Origin of the sequence: Plantactinospora endophytica, from assembly GCF_016862915.1 — a bacterium.
GTDB classification, from domain to species: domain Bacteria; phylum Actinomycetota; class Actinomycetes; order Mycobacteriales; family Micromonosporaceae; genus Plantactinospora; species Plantactinospora endophytica.
Genome location: NZ_BONW01000040.1, coordinates 1 through 14,498 on the forward strand (window position 1 = coordinate 1; position 14,498 = coordinate 14,498).

12 protein-coding genes are annotated in these 14,498 nt (G+C 72.2%); 6 read left to right on the top strand and 6 right to left on the bottom strand.

Annotation, left to right across the window (positions count from 1 at the left end):
- Window positions 1-355: 355 nt before the first annotated feature.
- Window positions 356-970 (top strand): DUF4865 family protein, encoded by a 615-nt coding sequence (locus tag Pen02_RS33305; protein WP_203870152.1) that lies wholly within the window; start codon window positions 356-358, stop codon window positions 968-970.
- A gap of 30 nt (window positions 971-1,000) precedes the next feature.
- Here the strand turns inward: Pen02_RS33305 and Pen02_RS33310 are convergent, their stop codons facing one another.
- Genes Pen02_RS33310 through Pen02_RS33325 form a run of 4 tightly spaced genes read right to left on the bottom strand, consistent with a single transcriptional unit; the run spans window position 1,001 to window position 5,726 of the window.
- A complete protein-coding gene (locus tag Pen02_RS33310; protein ID WP_203870153.1) occupies window positions 1,001-2,533 on the bottom strand; it encodes a lipopolysaccharide biosynthesis protein in 1,533 nt (510 codons plus the stop codon).
- A gap of 1 nt (window position 2,534) precedes the next feature.
- Window positions 2,535-3,467: a glycosyltransferase family 2 protein gene (locus Pen02_RS33315; protein ID WP_203870154.1), complete on the bottom strand. Its 933-nt coding sequence runs from the start codon at window positions 3,465-3,467 to the stop codon at window positions 2,535-2,537.
- 13 nt (window positions 3,468-3,480) lie between these two features.
- On the bottom strand, window positions 3,481-4,698 hold the full coding sequence (locus tag Pen02_RS33320; protein WP_203870155.1) for a class I SAM-dependent methyltransferase: 1,218 nt from the start codon (window positions 4,696-4,698) through the stop codon (window positions 3,481-3,483).
- Entirely contained in the window at window positions 4,695-5,726 is a 1,032-nt protein-coding gene (locus Pen02_RS33325; protein ID WP_239141720.1) for an NAD-dependent epimerase/dehydratase family protein, read from the bottom strand. The genes Pen02_RS33320 and Pen02_RS33325 overlap by 4 nt, the downstream gene beginning before the upstream one ends.
- Before the next feature lie 179 nt (window positions 5,727-5,905).
- Here Pen02_RS33325 and Pen02_RS33330 point away from each other — a divergent pair, with 179 nt between their 5' ends.
- The 5 genes from Pen02_RS33330 to Pen02_RS33350 are packed head-to-tail and all read left to right on the top strand — an operon-like array spanning window position 5,906 to window position 11,347.
- Window positions 5,906-7,135, top strand: a complete 1,230-nt coding sequence (locus Pen02_RS33330; protein ID WP_203870156.1) for a class I SAM-dependent methyltransferase — start codon at window positions 5,906-5,908, stop codon at window positions 7,133-7,135.
- Window positions 7,136-8,005 (top strand): glycosyltransferase family protein, encoded by an 870-nt coding sequence (locus Pen02_RS33335; RefSeq protein WP_203870157.1) that lies wholly within the window; start codon window positions 7,136-7,138, stop codon window positions 8,003-8,005.
- Window positions 8,005-8,640: a PIG-L deacetylase family protein gene (locus Pen02_RS33340; protein WP_203870158.1), complete on the top strand. Its 636-nt coding sequence runs from the start codon at window positions 8,005-8,007 to the stop codon at window positions 8,638-8,640. The genes Pen02_RS33335 and Pen02_RS33340 overlap by 1 nt, the downstream gene beginning before the upstream one ends.
- Window positions 8,637-9,971 carry a polysaccharide pyruvyl transferase family protein gene (locus tag Pen02_RS33345; protein WP_203870159.1) on the top strand — a complete coding sequence of 445 codons (1,335 nt, stop codon included), beginning with the start codon at window positions 8,637-8,639 and terminating at the stop codon, window positions 9,969-9,971. Before Pen02_RS33340 ends, Pen02_RS33345 begins: the two co-directional genes overlap by 4 nt.
- Window positions 9,971-11,347, top strand: a complete 1,377-nt coding sequence (locus tag Pen02_RS33350; protein WP_203870160.1) for a Coenzyme F420 hydrogenase/dehydrogenase, beta subunit C-terminal domain — start codon at window positions 9,971-9,973, stop codon at window positions 11,345-11,347. Before Pen02_RS33345 ends, Pen02_RS33350 begins: the two co-directional genes overlap by 1 nt.
- On the opposite strand, the gene Pen02_RS33355 is transcribed toward Pen02_RS33350, so the two are convergent.
- Both Pen02_RS33355 and Pen02_RS33360 read right to left on the bottom strand, forming a co-directional pair.
- Window positions 11,317-12,660 (bottom strand): glycoside hydrolase family protein, encoded by a 1,344-nt coding sequence (locus Pen02_RS33355; RefSeq protein ID WP_203870161.1) that lies wholly within the window; start codon window positions 12,658-12,660, stop codon window positions 11,317-11,319. The two genes, Pen02_RS33350 and Pen02_RS33355, sit on opposite strands and share 31 nt — an antisense overlap.
- 255 nt (window positions 12,661-12,915) lie before the next feature.
- Window positions 12,916-14,163 carry an AI-2E family transporter gene (locus Pen02_RS33360; RefSeq protein ID WP_203870162.1) on the bottom strand — a complete coding sequence of 416 codons (1,248 nt, stop codon included), beginning with the start codon at window positions 14,161-14,163 and terminating at the stop codon, window positions 12,916-12,918.
- Window positions 14,164-14,498: the final 335 nt, after the last annotated feature.

Consider the following 14,498-nt stretch of genomic DNA (forward strand, 5'->3'; position numbering starts at 1 on the left):
CCCGACTGTGATTGCCGGACCGGCGGACTGAGCCCGGACCGGGTCGGGGCCGAATCGGGGGCGGGCGGCGCGGCGGCCTGGGGTGGCCGGGCGACGAGCAGGGCCGGCAGATGTCTCCGCCGCAGACTGTCGAGCTGGGTGCACAGCCGGGGCACGCCCTTGCTGCGGTATCGGGCGGCCGGGCCGGCGTGGCGGGTGCACAGGCGGGGCAGCTCGACAGTCTCCGTCGGACAGGTATGCCGGCAGGCCGGCGGCAGGCCGGCGGCAGGTGGTGGCGGCCCGACCGCCGCCCGCGTCTGCTGGTATGTACAGGCGACGCCGCGCCGCACCCAGCACCGGACGACAGGGGCACCAGATGTACGCCAAGCAGTACGAGATCACCCTGCCCGCCGACTACGACATGCGGATCATCCGCAAGCGGGTCGCCGACTTCGGGCACCTGCTCGACGACCGGGCCGGCCTGGCCCTGAAGGCGTACCTGATCCGGGAACGTGGCGTGGACGGCTCGCCGGTCAACGAGTACGCCCCGTTCTACCTCTGGCACGACATCGGGGCGATGGCCCAGTTCCTGGTCGGCGGCGGCGGTTTCCAGGGCATCGTCCGCGACTTCGGGCGGCCCGTCGTCGGCCACTGGACCGGCCTGGCCACGTTCGCCGGCCCGGCCCGGGAGACAGTGCCGAGCGCCGCCTCGCGCCGCCTCACCGCGATCCCGGCCGACGCCGACCCGGAGGGTACCGGCCTGGGGCTGGCCGACCGGGTCGAGCGGGAGATCGCCGAGCTGGCGACCCTGGCCGGACGCGCAAACGTGCACACCGCAGTCCTCGCCGTCGACCCGCGACACTGGCAACTGCTGCGGCTGGTGCTCTGGAACGGGAGCGTGCCGGAGCAGGAGGAGGCCACCGAGCGGTACCAGGTCGCGCACCTCTCCGCGCCGGGCCTGGCCGACCTGCCCGACGGCCGGCACTGGTAGCGGTACCGGTGGACGGGTCGGTTCGGTTCGTCAGCGCCGGGGGAGCCGGGCGAGGACCAGCCGGCGCAGGCGGGCGTCGGTGGCCCAGAGCAGCACTCCGGCGACCAGCCCCGCCGTCCCGCCGAGCACCAGCAGTTCGACCACCGGGCCGGTGTCCAGGCCGGTCCGGGCCACCGCCAGCGGTACCAGCGCGGCGGCCACCGCGGCGAGTACCGCCGGCACCGTCGGGGTGAGGAAGGCCGCGATCGACGCCTGCGCGGCCCGGCGTACGGTGACCCAGACCGCTGCGGCGGTCACCACGAGCTGCATGCCCACCCCGGCCAGCGCCACGGCGGTCGCCTCGGCCACGTCGCCGTACCCGGTGAACAGGGTGCCGACGGCGGCCAGCGTCGCCACCCCGAGCACCCCCCGGGTCCAGAGGATCGCGGCGAGCTTGCCCGGCTGGCCGATCGCCTGGAGCGCCGGACCGAGCAGCACCCCGTACACGTTGACGGCGCCGAACAGGCAGAGCAGCCGGAGCGGCACCTCGGTGCCGGCCCACTGCGGACCCAGCAGCGTGACCAGCGGATGCGCCGTCGCCGCGAGTACGCCGAGCACCGGCAGCCCGGCCAGCGCGCCGAGATGCTGGAGTTGGTTGAGGTGCGCGGCCAGCGCGGCCCGGTCCCGCTGCAACCGGGACAGCGACGGCAGCGCCACCTGCTGGAGCGACCGGACCGTCACGTCGACCAGCATGTCCGGCAGCCGGGCCGCCAGCCGGTAGATCCCGGTCGCCACCGGCCCGAAGAACAGGCCGGTGAAGATGACGTCCGCCTTGGAGCTGAGCATCAGGCCCAGCCCGGCGTTGGCCGAGTGGGCGGAGAAGACCAGCAGGTCCTTGATCCCGGAGAGCCGGGGGCGGCGGCTCGGCCGCCATGGGCAGACCCACCAGAGCACCACCAGGCCGACCGCCGCGTTCACCAACTGCTGCGCCACCAGGGCCCAGATGCCGGCCCCGGCCAGCGCCAGGGCCACCCCGACGGCGCCGCTGAGCAGCGAGGCGAGCAGGGTACGGATGGCCACCGCCCGGAACCGCAACTCCCGCCGCAACACCGCCTCGGGCACGATCGACAGCCCCTGCAACAGCACCAGTGGAGACAGCGCCACGCAGATCGTCGTCAGTTCCGGAGCCCGGTTGGCCAGTGCCCACAGTGGACTGGCGGCGGCGGTGAGACCTCCGATCACCAGCCCGGCCAGCACCAGCACCACGAACGCGCCGTCCAGGTGCTCCGGGGTCAGCTTGTCCCGCTGCACGATCGCCGAGACCAGCCCCTGCTGGATCAGCGTCTGCGCCACCGTGATGAAGACGGTGGCCATCGCCACCAGCCCGAACTCGCTCGGCCCGAGCAGTCGGGCGAGCAGGAAGGTGACCAGGATCGACGAGCCGATCCGGCCGGCGGTGAGCACGTACGACCAGCCGATCGCCGAGCGCAGCCGGCCGGTACCGCCCGACGGGGGCGACTCCGGGTCTGCCGGGATGCTGGCTGGCTGCTCCGGAGTCGTCCGGGCGGGTTGTACGGCAGCCACCCTATGCGCTGCCCTTCGCCGTGCTGGTACGCCGACGGATCAGCCGGCCGAGCCAGGCGGGTACCCGCCTGCGCAGCCGGCCGAGCCGGACCCGGACCCGCCGGGCCCACCAGGTGGCCAGGAACGCCACCGCCGAACTGAGCCGGGTGCCGAGCGGCTCGGAGCCGGTGGAGAGGGTGCGCAGCGTCTCGGCGAGCATCCGCAGCCGGGGCGCCCGGACCCGCTTGCCCGTCTGGCCGAACCAGGCGAGGGCCGAGGCCGGGGTGGCGTCCTTGGCCTGCCGGGTGGAGGCGCCGTGCATCCGGCGCAGGAACAGCGGCTCGGCCACCTCGTGGATCTCGCCGAGCCGGGCCACCTCGGCGATCAGCGTGTAGTCGGAGGAGAGGAACGGGCGGATCATCCCGGTCCGGCGCAGCGCCGACATCCGGAACACCCCGAAGTGCGCGTGGCAGAGGTTGATGTTCCGGGCCACTCCGGCCACCCGCCGCCACGGTCGCCGGTCGCGCAGGTCCAGCCGGTCGGCGTACGGGCCGATCACCTCGCCGGCCTCGTCGATCAGCACCGTACGCGGATAGGCGAGTACGGCGTGCGGCCCGGCCGCGTCCAGCGCCGCCACACAGGTGCCGAGGTACGCCGGCAGGCAGACGTCGTCGTACGCCACCCACTTGAACAGCTCGCCCCGGGCCAGTTCCACCACCCGGGCGTAGTTGACGTGCCCGCCGAAGTTGCGCGGGTTGCGGTACAGCCGGATGCGCGGGTCCCGCGCCGCGTACCGCTGGCAGATCTCCCAGGTCCGGTCGGTGGAGGCGTTGTCGCTGATGATGATCTCGAAGTCGGGGTAGTCCTGGGCGAGCAGGGCGTCGAGGCAGCCTTCGAGGTAGCGCTCGGCGTTGTAGAGGGGTACGCCCAGACTCACCCGTGGTGCTGGCTCCATCGTCTCCTCCGCTTCAGGCGACCAGCAGCTCGGCCCGTACGCCGAGCTGGCGCAGCGCGGCGTCGATCTCGTCCCGGTAGGCCGGGTTGGTAATGATCACCGACCGGGTACCCGAGCCGGCGAGGGTGGCCGGATCGCTGACCTCGTGCCCGGTCACCGGGAGGTAGCGGCCCCACTTGCGCGGGTTGACGTCCACCACCGCGGCGAGCCGGCGGTCCGGGTCGGCCAGGTGCAGGAACTGCACCCCGCGCGAACCCGCTCCCCAGAGCACCGGCCGGTCCCCGGCGGCGACCAGCCGGTCGATGGTGCTCCGCCAGCGCTCCCGTTCGGCGGCGTGCCGTTCGGCGAAGCCGGCGATCGAGGCGAGCTGGCGGTCCCGGTCGACCGGTCCCGGCGACTCGCCCCCGGGCAGTTCGGTGCCGTTCACCGGCGGTGGCGCGTTCACCGAGATCTCCACGTAGCGGAACATCCCGGCGAAGAGCCGGCCGGTGGCGAGCATCCGCCAACCGGCCCGCTCGACGATCCGGCGCAGCGAGTACCCGTCGAAGTAGGAGACGTGCGGGTAGATCACCTCCCAGCCGGCGGTGGCCAGGTCGTAGCCGGCGTCCGGCACCTCCAGGTAGCCGTAGGCGGGCCGGTCGCCGGCCAGTTCGCGCAGCCGGACGAGGAAGGAGTACGGGTCGTCCAGGTGCTCGAACCAGTGCCGGGAGGTGACCAGGTCGAACGGCGGGGTGTCGGCGTCCAGCCGCGCGTGGCCCCGGACGAAGGTCGCGCCGGACGGGTCCGGGCCGGTCGGGCCGGCGTACATCGCGTCGTAGCCGACGCCCCGGCAGGCGGCCACGTGGCACAGCTCGCGGAGGAACTCGCCCTGCCCGCAGCCGACGTCCAGCACCGTGCCGCCGCGCAGCGGGAACCGCCCGGCGAGGTGCTTGACCAGCTCCGCGGAGAAGACGCCGAACGCGGGCGAGTGGTGCAGGTTGGTGTCCATGGTGGTGTCGTAGACCAGAACGGCGGGATCGAAGGCGAGGTTGCGCACGTACCCGCACTCCGGGCAGTACGCCAGCCACATCCGGCCGAGCGGGCTGGCCAGCGCCTCCTCCCGGCTGGCCCAGTGCACGCCGCAGTAGACCGGGATCTCGCCCAGGTCGGCGAAGGGCACCAGGTCGTGCCGCCCGCAGGCCGTGCACCGGTGCACCGGTTGCCGACCGCCGGAGCTGCCGGCAGGGGTCACTGCCCCCTCCAGCGCAGTTCGGTGTCGAGGTGACCGGCCTCGGTGAGCGCCCGGATCCGGCGCAGCCGCTGGTGCCGCTCGCCCCGGAACGCCTCGATGGTCAACCCGTACCGCTGGTACGCCTCGACCAGCTCCTCGATGCCCTTGCGCACCGTCCAGCGCGGCCGGTAGCCGGGCACCTCGGCGGCGACCAGGTCGCAGCTCACCCGGTAGTTCCGGGTGTCCGCCGAGGCGCCACCGGCAAAGGTGACCCGGGAGTCGGGCACCACCTCGGCGACGAGTTCGGCCACGTCCCGGATCAGGTAGTTCTCACTGCTGACCCCGATGTTGTACGCCCGGCCGTGCACCGTCTCCCGAGGTGCGTCGAGCAGGGCGAGGAAGGCCGCGCAGATGTCCTCGGCGTGCACCAGCGGGCGCCAGGCCGAGCCGTCGGAGAGCAGTCGTACCTCGCCGGTGAGCAGGGCGTGCGCGGTGAGGTCGTTGACCACCAGGTCGCCACGGAGCCGGGGCGAGAAGCCGTACGCGGTGGCGTTGCGCAGGAACACCGGGGAGAAGTCGTCGTCGGCGAGCGCGGCGAGGTCCTGCTCGGCCTTGATCTTCGACTCGCCGTACGGGGTGACCGGCGCGAAGCCGGCCGTCTCGTCCAGCGGCCGGTCGTCGGTGCCCGCCCCGTAGAGGCTGCACGAGGAGGAGAAGAGGAACCGGGTCACGCCGGCGGCCTTGGCGGCCTCGGCCAGCCGTACCGTCGCCCGGTGGTTGATCTCGTAGGTCAGCTCGGGGTTGAGGTTGCCGATCGGGTCGTTGCAGAGCGCGGCGAGGTGGCAGACCGCGTCGAACCCGGCGAGGTCCTCCGGCCGGACGTCCCGCAGGTCCATCCTGATCGTGGGTACGGCGGCCGGTGCCGGACCGAGCAGGCAGTCGGAGTAGTAATCGGTGTCCAGCCCGGTCACCTCGTGCCCGGCGCCCCCCAGCATCGGGGTGAGTACGCTGCCGAGGTAACCATGGTGGCCGGTCACGAGAACACGCACGGCAAAGCTCCCGTCGTCGCCCGGGTGAGAAGGCGAGTTTATGGGTGGCCCCCTGACCGGGCGGGCTATTGTCGGACTTTTTACTCAACCACTCCGGTCGCGCCGGAGCGCTGGTTAGCGTGGCGCGCAGGCGGGCGGGCGCCGCGCCGGTATTCCGATCATATCGGGGTGGGTGGGGCATGACCGATGCCAAATGCCGGCTGTGTGCGGCGGTATTGACCGAAACCTTCGTCGACCTGGGCATGTCCCCGCTCTGCGAGAGTTATCTGTCGGCGGACCGGCTCGATTCGGCGGAGACCTTCTATCCGCTGCACGTACGAATCTGTTCGAACTGTCTGCTCGTGCAACTTCCGGCGTACGTGTCCGGAGAGGAAATCTTCTCCGACTATGCCTATTTCTCGTCGTATTCCGACTCGTGGGTGGCACATGCCCGGCGATATGCGGACACGATGGCAGAGGCGCTCCGTCTCGGGCCGGACTCGCTGGTGACCGAGGTGGCGAGCAACGACGGCTACCTGCTCCAGCACTTCGTCGCCAAGGGGGTGCCGGTGCTCGGGGTGGAGCCGGCCGGCAACGTCGCCGAGGTGGCCCGGCGCCGGGGCATCCGGACCGAGACCCGGTTCCTGGGCGCCGAGACCGGCGCCGAGCTGGCCGAGCGCTACGGCCGGGCCGACCTGGTGGCGGCGAACAACGTCTACGCGCACGTACCCGACCTGATCGGGTTCACCGCCGGACTGGCCGCGCTGGTCAAGCCGACCGGGCTGGTCACCTGCGAGGTGCCGCACCTGCTTCGGCTGATCGAGCGCCGGCAGTACGACACCATCTACCACGAGCACTACCAATACCTGACGCTGCGGACGGCGATGCGGGCGCTGGCCACCGCCGGCCTGATCGTGATCGACGTGGACGAGTTGTCGTCGCACGGCGGCTCGCTGCGGCTGCACGCCCGGCCGGCAGCGGCGGCGGGGGAGCCGTCCGGCAACGTCAAGTCGGTGCTGGACGCCGAGAGCGAGGCCGGGCTGCACACCGTCGCCGGCCACCTCGGCTTCGCCGACGCCGTCTTCGACATCAAGCGGGAACTGCTCGACTTCCTGCTCACCGCCAGGGCCCAGGGCCTGCGGGTGGTCGGCTACGGCGCCCCGGGCAAGGGCAACACGCTGCTCAACCACTGCGGCATCCGCGCCGACCTGGTGGAGTACACGGTGGACCGCAGCCCGCACAAGCAGGGGAAGTTCCTGCCCGGGACGCACATCCCGATCCATCCACCGGAACGGATCGCCGAGGACCGCCCCGACTACGTACTCGTGCTGCCGTGGAACCTGCGTACCGAGATCTCCGCGCAACTCGCCTACGTCCGGCACTGGGGCGGGCGACTGGTCTTCCCGATCCCCGCCCTGGAGGTGGTCTGAGTGAAGGTCGTCCTCTTCTGCGGCGGCCTGGGGATGCGGATGCGCGAGGACGCCGCCTCCGCACCGAAGCCGATGGCGATGATCGGGGACCGTCCGCTGCTCTGGCACGTGATGCGGTACTACGCCCACTTCGGGCACACCGACTTCATCCTCTGCCTCGGCTACGGCGCCGTCGCGGTCAAGGACTACTTCCTCCGGTACGACGAGACGCTCTCCAACGACTTCAGCCTCGCCATGCACGGCCGGGACGTACGCCTGCACTCCGCCGACATCACCGACTGGAACATCACCTTCATCGACACCGGCCTCGGTGCCAGCATCGGCGAGCGGCTGATGCGGGTCCGCAAGTACGTCGAGGACGAGCCGATGTTCCTGGCCAACTACGCGGACACGCTGACCGACGCGCCGCTGCCGGAGATGATCGACCGGTTCCGCTACACCGACGCGGTGGCCAGCCTGCTCGCCGTACCCGTGCAGTCCACCCACCACGTCATCGACATCGCCCCCGGCGACCAGGTCACCCGGGTACGCCCGATCCGCGAGCTGATGCAGTGGGAGAACGGCGGCTACTTCATCCTGCGTCCGGAGATCTTCGACGTGCTCCGCGAGGGCGAGGACATGGTGCCGCAGGCGTTCGACCGGCTGCTGCCGGCGCAGCGGCTGATCGCCCAGCGGTACACCGGGTTCTGGCGGGCCGCCGACACCTTCAAGGACCGGGCCGAGCTGGAGCAGCTCTACCACTCGGCCCGCTGCCCGTGGATGCTCTGGGACCCGAACCGGAACCGGGGCCGTCGACCGGCGACCCTGGAGCCGGTACTCGCCGCCGCCGGCAGCGCCGCCGCACCCCGTGACCTGGGACTGACCGGCTGATGATGCCGCTGCGCCTCTCCGCCGCCCGTTCGGTGGTGCTGCTCGGGGCACATCCGGACGACATCGAGATCGGGGCCGGCGGCCTGCTGCTCGCCCTCGGCGACGTACCCGGGCTCCGGGTGCACTACGTGCTGCTCACCGGCGTTCCCGCCCGGCAGGCCGAGGCCCGCGCGGCGGCTGCGGCCTTCCTGCCCGACGCTCGGCTCAGCTTCGCCCTGCACGACCTGCCGGACGGGCGGGTGCCGGCCCGGTGGGGGGAGGCGAAGGAGATCGTGAACGCCGCCGCCGCCACCCTCGCCGCCGACCTGGTGCTGGCGCCCAGCCCGGACGACGCGCACCAGGACCACCACACACTCGCCGCCCTGGTGCCCACGTCGTTTCGGGACGCCACGGTGTTGTACTACGAGATCCCCAAGTGGGACGGCGACCTGGGCCGGCGCAACGTCTACCTGCCCCTGACCGAGCAGCGGATACGCCGCAAGGTGGAGCTGCTGCACGCGAGCTATCCGTCCCAGAAGGCCCGGGACTGGTGGGACGACGAGGTGTTCCTCGGGCTGGCCCGGCTGCGGGGGATGGAGTGCCGGTCCCGGTACGCCGAGGCGTTCCGGTGCGAGAAAGCGGTGATCGAGCAGTGACCGAAGCGAGCGAGAAGACCGAGCCCGGTGTCCGCACCAGACCGGTGTCGGCCTGCCTGTTCGGGGTGCCCGGCGCGCACCTGAACCTGGGCGTCGGGGCGTTGCGGGCAGCGACCCTGGGCGGGCTGCTGGCCCGCGAACCGGGCGCCGAGGTCACCGTCTTCGACGACGGCTGGGGGCAGCGCGCCGGGCACACCTTCGTGGCCGGTCGGCCGGTGCCGATCGCGCTGGCCGGTGCCCGGCACTCGCGCCGCTACCACCGCCCGGAGTCCTATCTGAACATGCGGATCAGTGCGGCGCTGGGCGGGCTCGGCAACGCCGGACTGGCCCGGATCGACGCCGCCGACGTGGTGCTGGACGTCAGCGGCGGAGACAGCTTCAGCGACATCTACGGCGAGCACCGGTTCCGTACCGTGGCCTGGCCGAAGCGGCTGGCGCTGCTCCGGCGCCGTCCGCTGGTGCTGCTGCCGCAGACGTACGGGCCGTTCCGGTCGGCCCGGCTACGGGCCGAGGCGGCGGTCCTGGTCCGGGGCGCCCGTACGGCGTGGGCACGTGATCCGGAGAGTTTCGCCGCGCTGGCCGACCTGCTCGGCCCCGACCTCGACCCGAGGCGGCACCGGGAGGGCGTCGACGTCGCGTTCGCGCTGGAGCCGAGGGTGCCGGACGAGCCGGCGTACCAGCGGTTGACCGGGTGGTTCGAGGCCGAGCCGGGTCCGGTGGCCGGGATCAACGTCAGCGGGCTGATGTCCCGACCGGAGGGCCGGGTCCAGTTCGGACTCGCCGGGGACACCTCGGAGGTGGCCAACCGGCTCTGCGAACGCCTGCTGGAACAGTCGGACACCCGGGTGATCATCGTGCCGCACGTGCTCACCCCGAACGGCGCCGACGACGACCGGGTGGCCAGCGAACGGCTCTACGCCGCACTCGCCCCCCGGTACGGCGACCGGATCGCGCTGGCCCCGTCCGGCCTGGACCCGCACCAGAGCAAGTGGGTGATCGCGCACACGAGTTGGTTCTGCGGGATGCGGATGCACGCGACGATCGCGGCGCTCTCCTCGGCGGTACCGGCGGCGGTGGTGGCGTACAGCGACAAGGCGCGCGGCGTCTTCGCCAGCGTGGGACAGCGGCGGCACGTCGCCGACGCCCGGCGACTGCCCGACGACGCACTGCTCGACGTGCTCTGGACCTCCTGGACCGGTCGGGCGGAGACCGCCGCCGAGCTGGCGATCCGGACTCCGGCGGCGGTCGGCCGGGCGTCCGCGCAGATGGACGAGTTCGTGACGCTGGCCCGGGCCGAGCGGGACCGTCGCGCGCCGACCGAGGTGCGCTGATGGTCCGGCCCCGGACCGTGCACGACGTCGCCGCCGGCAAGCTCTGCACCGGCTGCGGGGTCTGCGCGTACCTGGCCCCGGACGAGGTGCGGATGGTCGACGTGCTCGACCACGGCCGCCGGCCGTTGCCGATCACCCCGGTCGGGGCGAACGGCAGGGGCGCGACGGCGGCACTCGACTGCTGCCCGGGGGTGCGGCTGGGGCACGAGGGCAGCCGGCCGGCGCCGGGCGAGATCGCCGCGCTGCGCCCGGCCTGGGGACCGGTCCGGGCGATCTGGGAGGGGTACGCGGCCGACCCGTCGATCAGGTACGCCGGCTCCAGCGGCGGGGTGGCGACCGCACTGGCCGGACACTGCCTGACCGGCGAGGGGATGGCCGGGGTGCTGCACATCGGCGCCCGGGCCGACGTGCCGTACCTGAACGAGACCCGGCTGTCCCGCACCCCGGCCGAACTGCTGGCCAACGCCGGCTCCCGGTACGCCCCGGCGAGCCCCTGCGACCGGCTCGACCTGGTCGAGTCGGCCGACGGGCCGTGCGTCTTCGTCGGCAAGCCGTGCGACGTGGCGGCGGTCCGGATGGCCCGGCAGGTCCGGCCGGAGCTGGACCGGAAGCTCGGGCTGACCATCGCGATCTTCTGCGCCGGCACTCCGACCACCCGGGGCACCCTGGAGATGCTGGATCGGCTCGGTGTCGCCGACCCGGCCCGGCTGGAGTCGGTGCACTACCGGGGGGCCGGCTGGCCCGGCTCGGCCCGGGCCCGGCTCACCGACGACCCGCCGGAGCGGCGGCGCGAGCTGAGCTACGCCGAGTCGTGGGGCGACATTCTGCAGAAGCACCGGCAGTGGCGCTGCTACCTCTGCGCCGACCACACCGGCGAGTTCGCCGACGTGGCGGTCGGCGACCCGTGGTACAGGCCGACCGGCGACGATCCGGGACAGTCCCTGGTGCTGGCCCGCACCGAGCGCGGCGTACGGCTGGTCGAGGCCGCCATCGCCGCCGGCACGCTGGTGCTGACTCCGGTGGCCGCCGACATCCTGCCCGCCTCGCAGCCGAACCTGCTCCGGGCCCGGGGCGCGGTCTGGGGGCGGCTCACCACGCTGCGGGCGGCCGGCCTGATGACGCCCCGGCTGCGTAACCTGCCGATGGCCGGCATCTGGTGGCGGCACCTGTCGACGGTCGAGAAACTTCGTTCCACCCTCGGCACGCTGCGCCGGATCGGTCGCAAGCGGCTGCGCGAGCCGGCCGCGCTGGACCCGTACCGGCCGCCGGCCCAGGCCGGTCCGACTCAGCTCGGTTCGACTCAGGCTGGCCCGGCTCAGGCCGGTTCGAGCGCCGCTGACCCGGCTCAGACCACCGGTAGGCCGTTGTCGAAGTAGACGTTGGTGGCCCGTTCCCAGATGACTCCGGCCCGGTTCCAGCCGGAGACCACCCCGAAACGGTAGTCGCGGCCGTACTTGTTGTTCCGGAACAGGATGTTGGAGCCGACCAGCCGGGGACTGATCCCGATCGAGTAGTTGCCGCCGTTGCAGTAGTTGTCCTCGAAGGTCAGGTTGGTCAGCGACGGGCTGGTCTCCGAGCCGATGGTGAGGCAGGAGTTGAACGGGTCCCGGGTCACCGGGTTGTACGACAGCAGCGTGTTGTGCCGGACGATGATGTTGTTGCCGCCGGTGCTCTGCAACACGTCGTTGTGCGAGCCGGCGATCCGGGCCAGGCTGTGGATGTACGAGTCGAAGATCCGGGTGTTGTTGGCCAGGCGGGGCCCGTCGATCATGTTGTAGACGTTGCCCCGGCGCAACGTGTAGTCGCCGCAGCAGATCGAGGCCGAGTTCTTCGCCATGCCGTTGATCTCGACGTCCTGGACCAGCAGGTTGGTCGCCCCGGCCAGGGTCCGGATCGAGTACGTGGTGCTGTTGCAGGTGATCCGGGAGCGCAGGATCTGCACGTTGGCGGCGGAGACGGTGACGCAGCCGACGATGTTCAGCCCGGTCACCACCTGCCCCGCCGTACGCAGGCTGAGCGATCCGGAGTTGCGTAGCGCCGTACCGACCGGCACTCCCGTGGTGGTCGGACCGGGCCAGTACGTGATCGGGGTCGGCGGCGCCGCCGCGGGCGCGTACGGCGGGCGTTGCGCCATCGCCCGGGAGTCGGGGTCGGGCGGCGGGATCGGCACGGTCGGGCTGGTCGGCGTCGCCTCGCCGTACGGCCGTCCGTCGACAAAGGACTCGACGATGGTGGCGGTGCTCCCCTCGCGCTGCGCGAACGCCTGGCGGCAGCCGTTGACCCGGACCCGCAACGCCGAGTACCCGCCGGGCACGATCCCGTCGGTCCCGGCCGAGGTGCACTGGACCTGGGTGTCCTCGATCAGCGTGCCGACCACGCCGGACCGGATCACGACGGCGGCGGTACCGCCGGTGCGAATCTTGACCCGCCGGATGGTGACGTTGTTGGCCGCGACCTCGACCGGGCGGTCGATCGTCCGTCCCCAGAGGACGGAGGCGGGCTGGTCGAGCACCATCGGCGCGGCCCGGACCGGTTGACCCGCGACGGTGAGTACGAGATAGCCGCTGGCGGCGAGGAGGAGGGCGGTGAGGCTGAAGATCCCGACGATGGTCGCCCGGCGCCGGGTGCGGTCCGGGCGGCGGACGAGATCTGCTGGCTCGATCGGAGGAGCGGCGTTGGCGTCGGTCACGGCTACCCCCCACGGGCGCGTCGCACACGGCCAGGGGCCACAGTTCGTGCGCTACGAAGGCCGCCCGCCGCCGATCCGGCCCGCCCGCGCCAACTCCCCCCGGGTCGACGCGATCGCCGCGGTCGGAGCACCTTCCCAGGTCAGGAGGGGTGCGGTTCCGACCGTCTCGACCTGCTGGCCATGAATGAATACTACAAGCCGTGCCGAAGCGGTTACTATTCTCGATTCAGACGGATTGCGGACAGAAGTTGCTGGTCAGCGGTGCTGCTGCCGGGGCAGCACCACCTCGCGGAGCACCAGTTGGATGGCCGCCACCGCCGGGATCGCGACCAGCGCGCCGATCACCCCGAACAGGGCCACCCCGAGCAGCGCCGCGACGATCGCCGCGACGTCGTTGACCTGGACGGACCGCCGCATCACCCGGGGATAGACCAGGTAGTTCTCCACCTGCTGGTAGACCAGGAAGAAGACCGCGCTGGCGATTCCGGTCGGCACGTCGGTGGCGAACCCGACCAGGGTGATCACCACCGCTCCGATGGTCGCGCCGATCTGCGGGATGAGGTCGCAGATCGCCACCACCACCGCGAGCGCGAACGGGTACGCCAGGCCGACGACGACGGCGAAGACGAAGGTGCTCACCCCGGCCAGCAGGGCGATGGCGAGCGCACCCACCATGTACGCGCCGACCTTCGCCAGGATCTCGTCACCGATCAGGCGTACCCGGTCCCGCCTGGTCGACGGGACCAGGCCGTAGCCGAGGTCGCGGAGCCGGTCGAAGGTGGCCATGAAGTAGATCGTCAGCACGATCACGGTGACGATGTTGAAGACCGCGCCGAAGATGAACCCGGCGGCCCCGAAGACCCCGCCCAGGGCCCGGGTGATGTTCTCCGTGGTGGCCGCCGACTCGATCTTGCCGGTCAGGTCGTACTGCACGATCAGGTCGTTGACGGTGTCGTTGCGGCGCAGCTCGGTGACGTAGTCGGGCACCTGCCCGATCAGCTCGCCGGTCTGGCTGACGATCGGCGGCACCAGCGCGTACACCGCGCCGGTGATAACGGCGAGCAGGGTCAACGTCACAGTCGCCACGGCCAGCCCCCGGGGCAGCCCCCACGAGCGCAGCCGGACCACCGCCGGATGCAGCCCGATCGCCAGGAAGAGCGCGATGAAGACCAGCACCAGCACCGAGCCCGCGTTGCGGACGGCGAGGAATATCGCGTACGCCAGCAGCACGCCCAGCCCGCCGGTCAGCCCGACCAGGAACGGGCTCAGCCGCAGCGGCTGACCGGGCCGACCGAACCGACCGGGTGCCTCGCCGACGAGGTGTTCCCCGTCTGGTGCGGCGTCGCCGGCGGGCGGTTCCGTTCGCGGACGCGGTGCTGCGGCCGGTGCCGGATCAGCCGGCTCGGGCGTACCGGCGGTCGTCGGCGCCGCGCCGGCCGTGATCTCCGGACCGGCCGGGTCGTCCTGCCGTTCGCCGTGCGCCGCTGGATGCTCGCTGCCCATTCCGACCTCCCCGCCGATGGTCCCGGCCGAGGTTATCCCGGAAGTCCACAACTATCTCCGTCCCCGGCACGTGTTACGTCGTCGCGGTCCGCCCCGGGACGCTGGCGGGCAGGATCCGTGGACGTGATGGGGAAGCTCGGTGGGCCGACTCCGGCCGTTGGCCACGCCGACCGCTGACGGTACGGGTCGACGCCGCCGCCGACCGCGACGGAACGGTGCTGCCGAACACCGGCAACCAGACGACCCTCCAGGTGTCGATCGGCTCCTGACCGGCGACCCTCCAGGTGTCGATCGGGTCCTGACCGGGTGACGTCTTCCTGACAACAATCGCCGCA

What these genes read in the sequence shown, in the direction of transcription:
- Pen02_RS33305 (WP_203870152.1), top strand. Translation starts at nt 356, where the DNA reads ATGTACGCCAAGCAGTACGAGATCACCCTGCCCGCCGACTACGACATG.
- Pen02_RS33315 (WP_203870154.1), bottom strand. Translation starts at nt 3,467, where the DNA reads ATGGAGCCAGCACCACGGGTGAGTCTGGGCGTACCCCTCTACAACGCC.
- Pen02_RS33330 (WP_203870156.1), top strand. Translation starts at nt 5,906, where the DNA reads ATGACCGATGCCAAATGCCGGCTGTGTGCGGCGGTATTGACCGAAACC.
- Pen02_RS33340 (WP_203870158.1), top strand. Translation starts at nt 8,005, where the DNA reads ATGATGCCGCTGCGCCTCTCCGCCGCCCGTTCGGTGGTGCTGCTCGGG.
- Pen02_RS33350 (WP_203870160.1), top strand. Translation starts at nt 9,971, where the DNA reads ATGGTCCGGCCCCGGACCGTGCACGACGTCGCCGCCGGCAAGCTCTGC.
- Pen02_RS33360 (WP_203870162.1), bottom strand. Translation starts at nt 14,163, where the DNA reads ATGGGCAGCGAGCATCCAGCGGCGCACGGCGAACGGCAGGACGACCCG.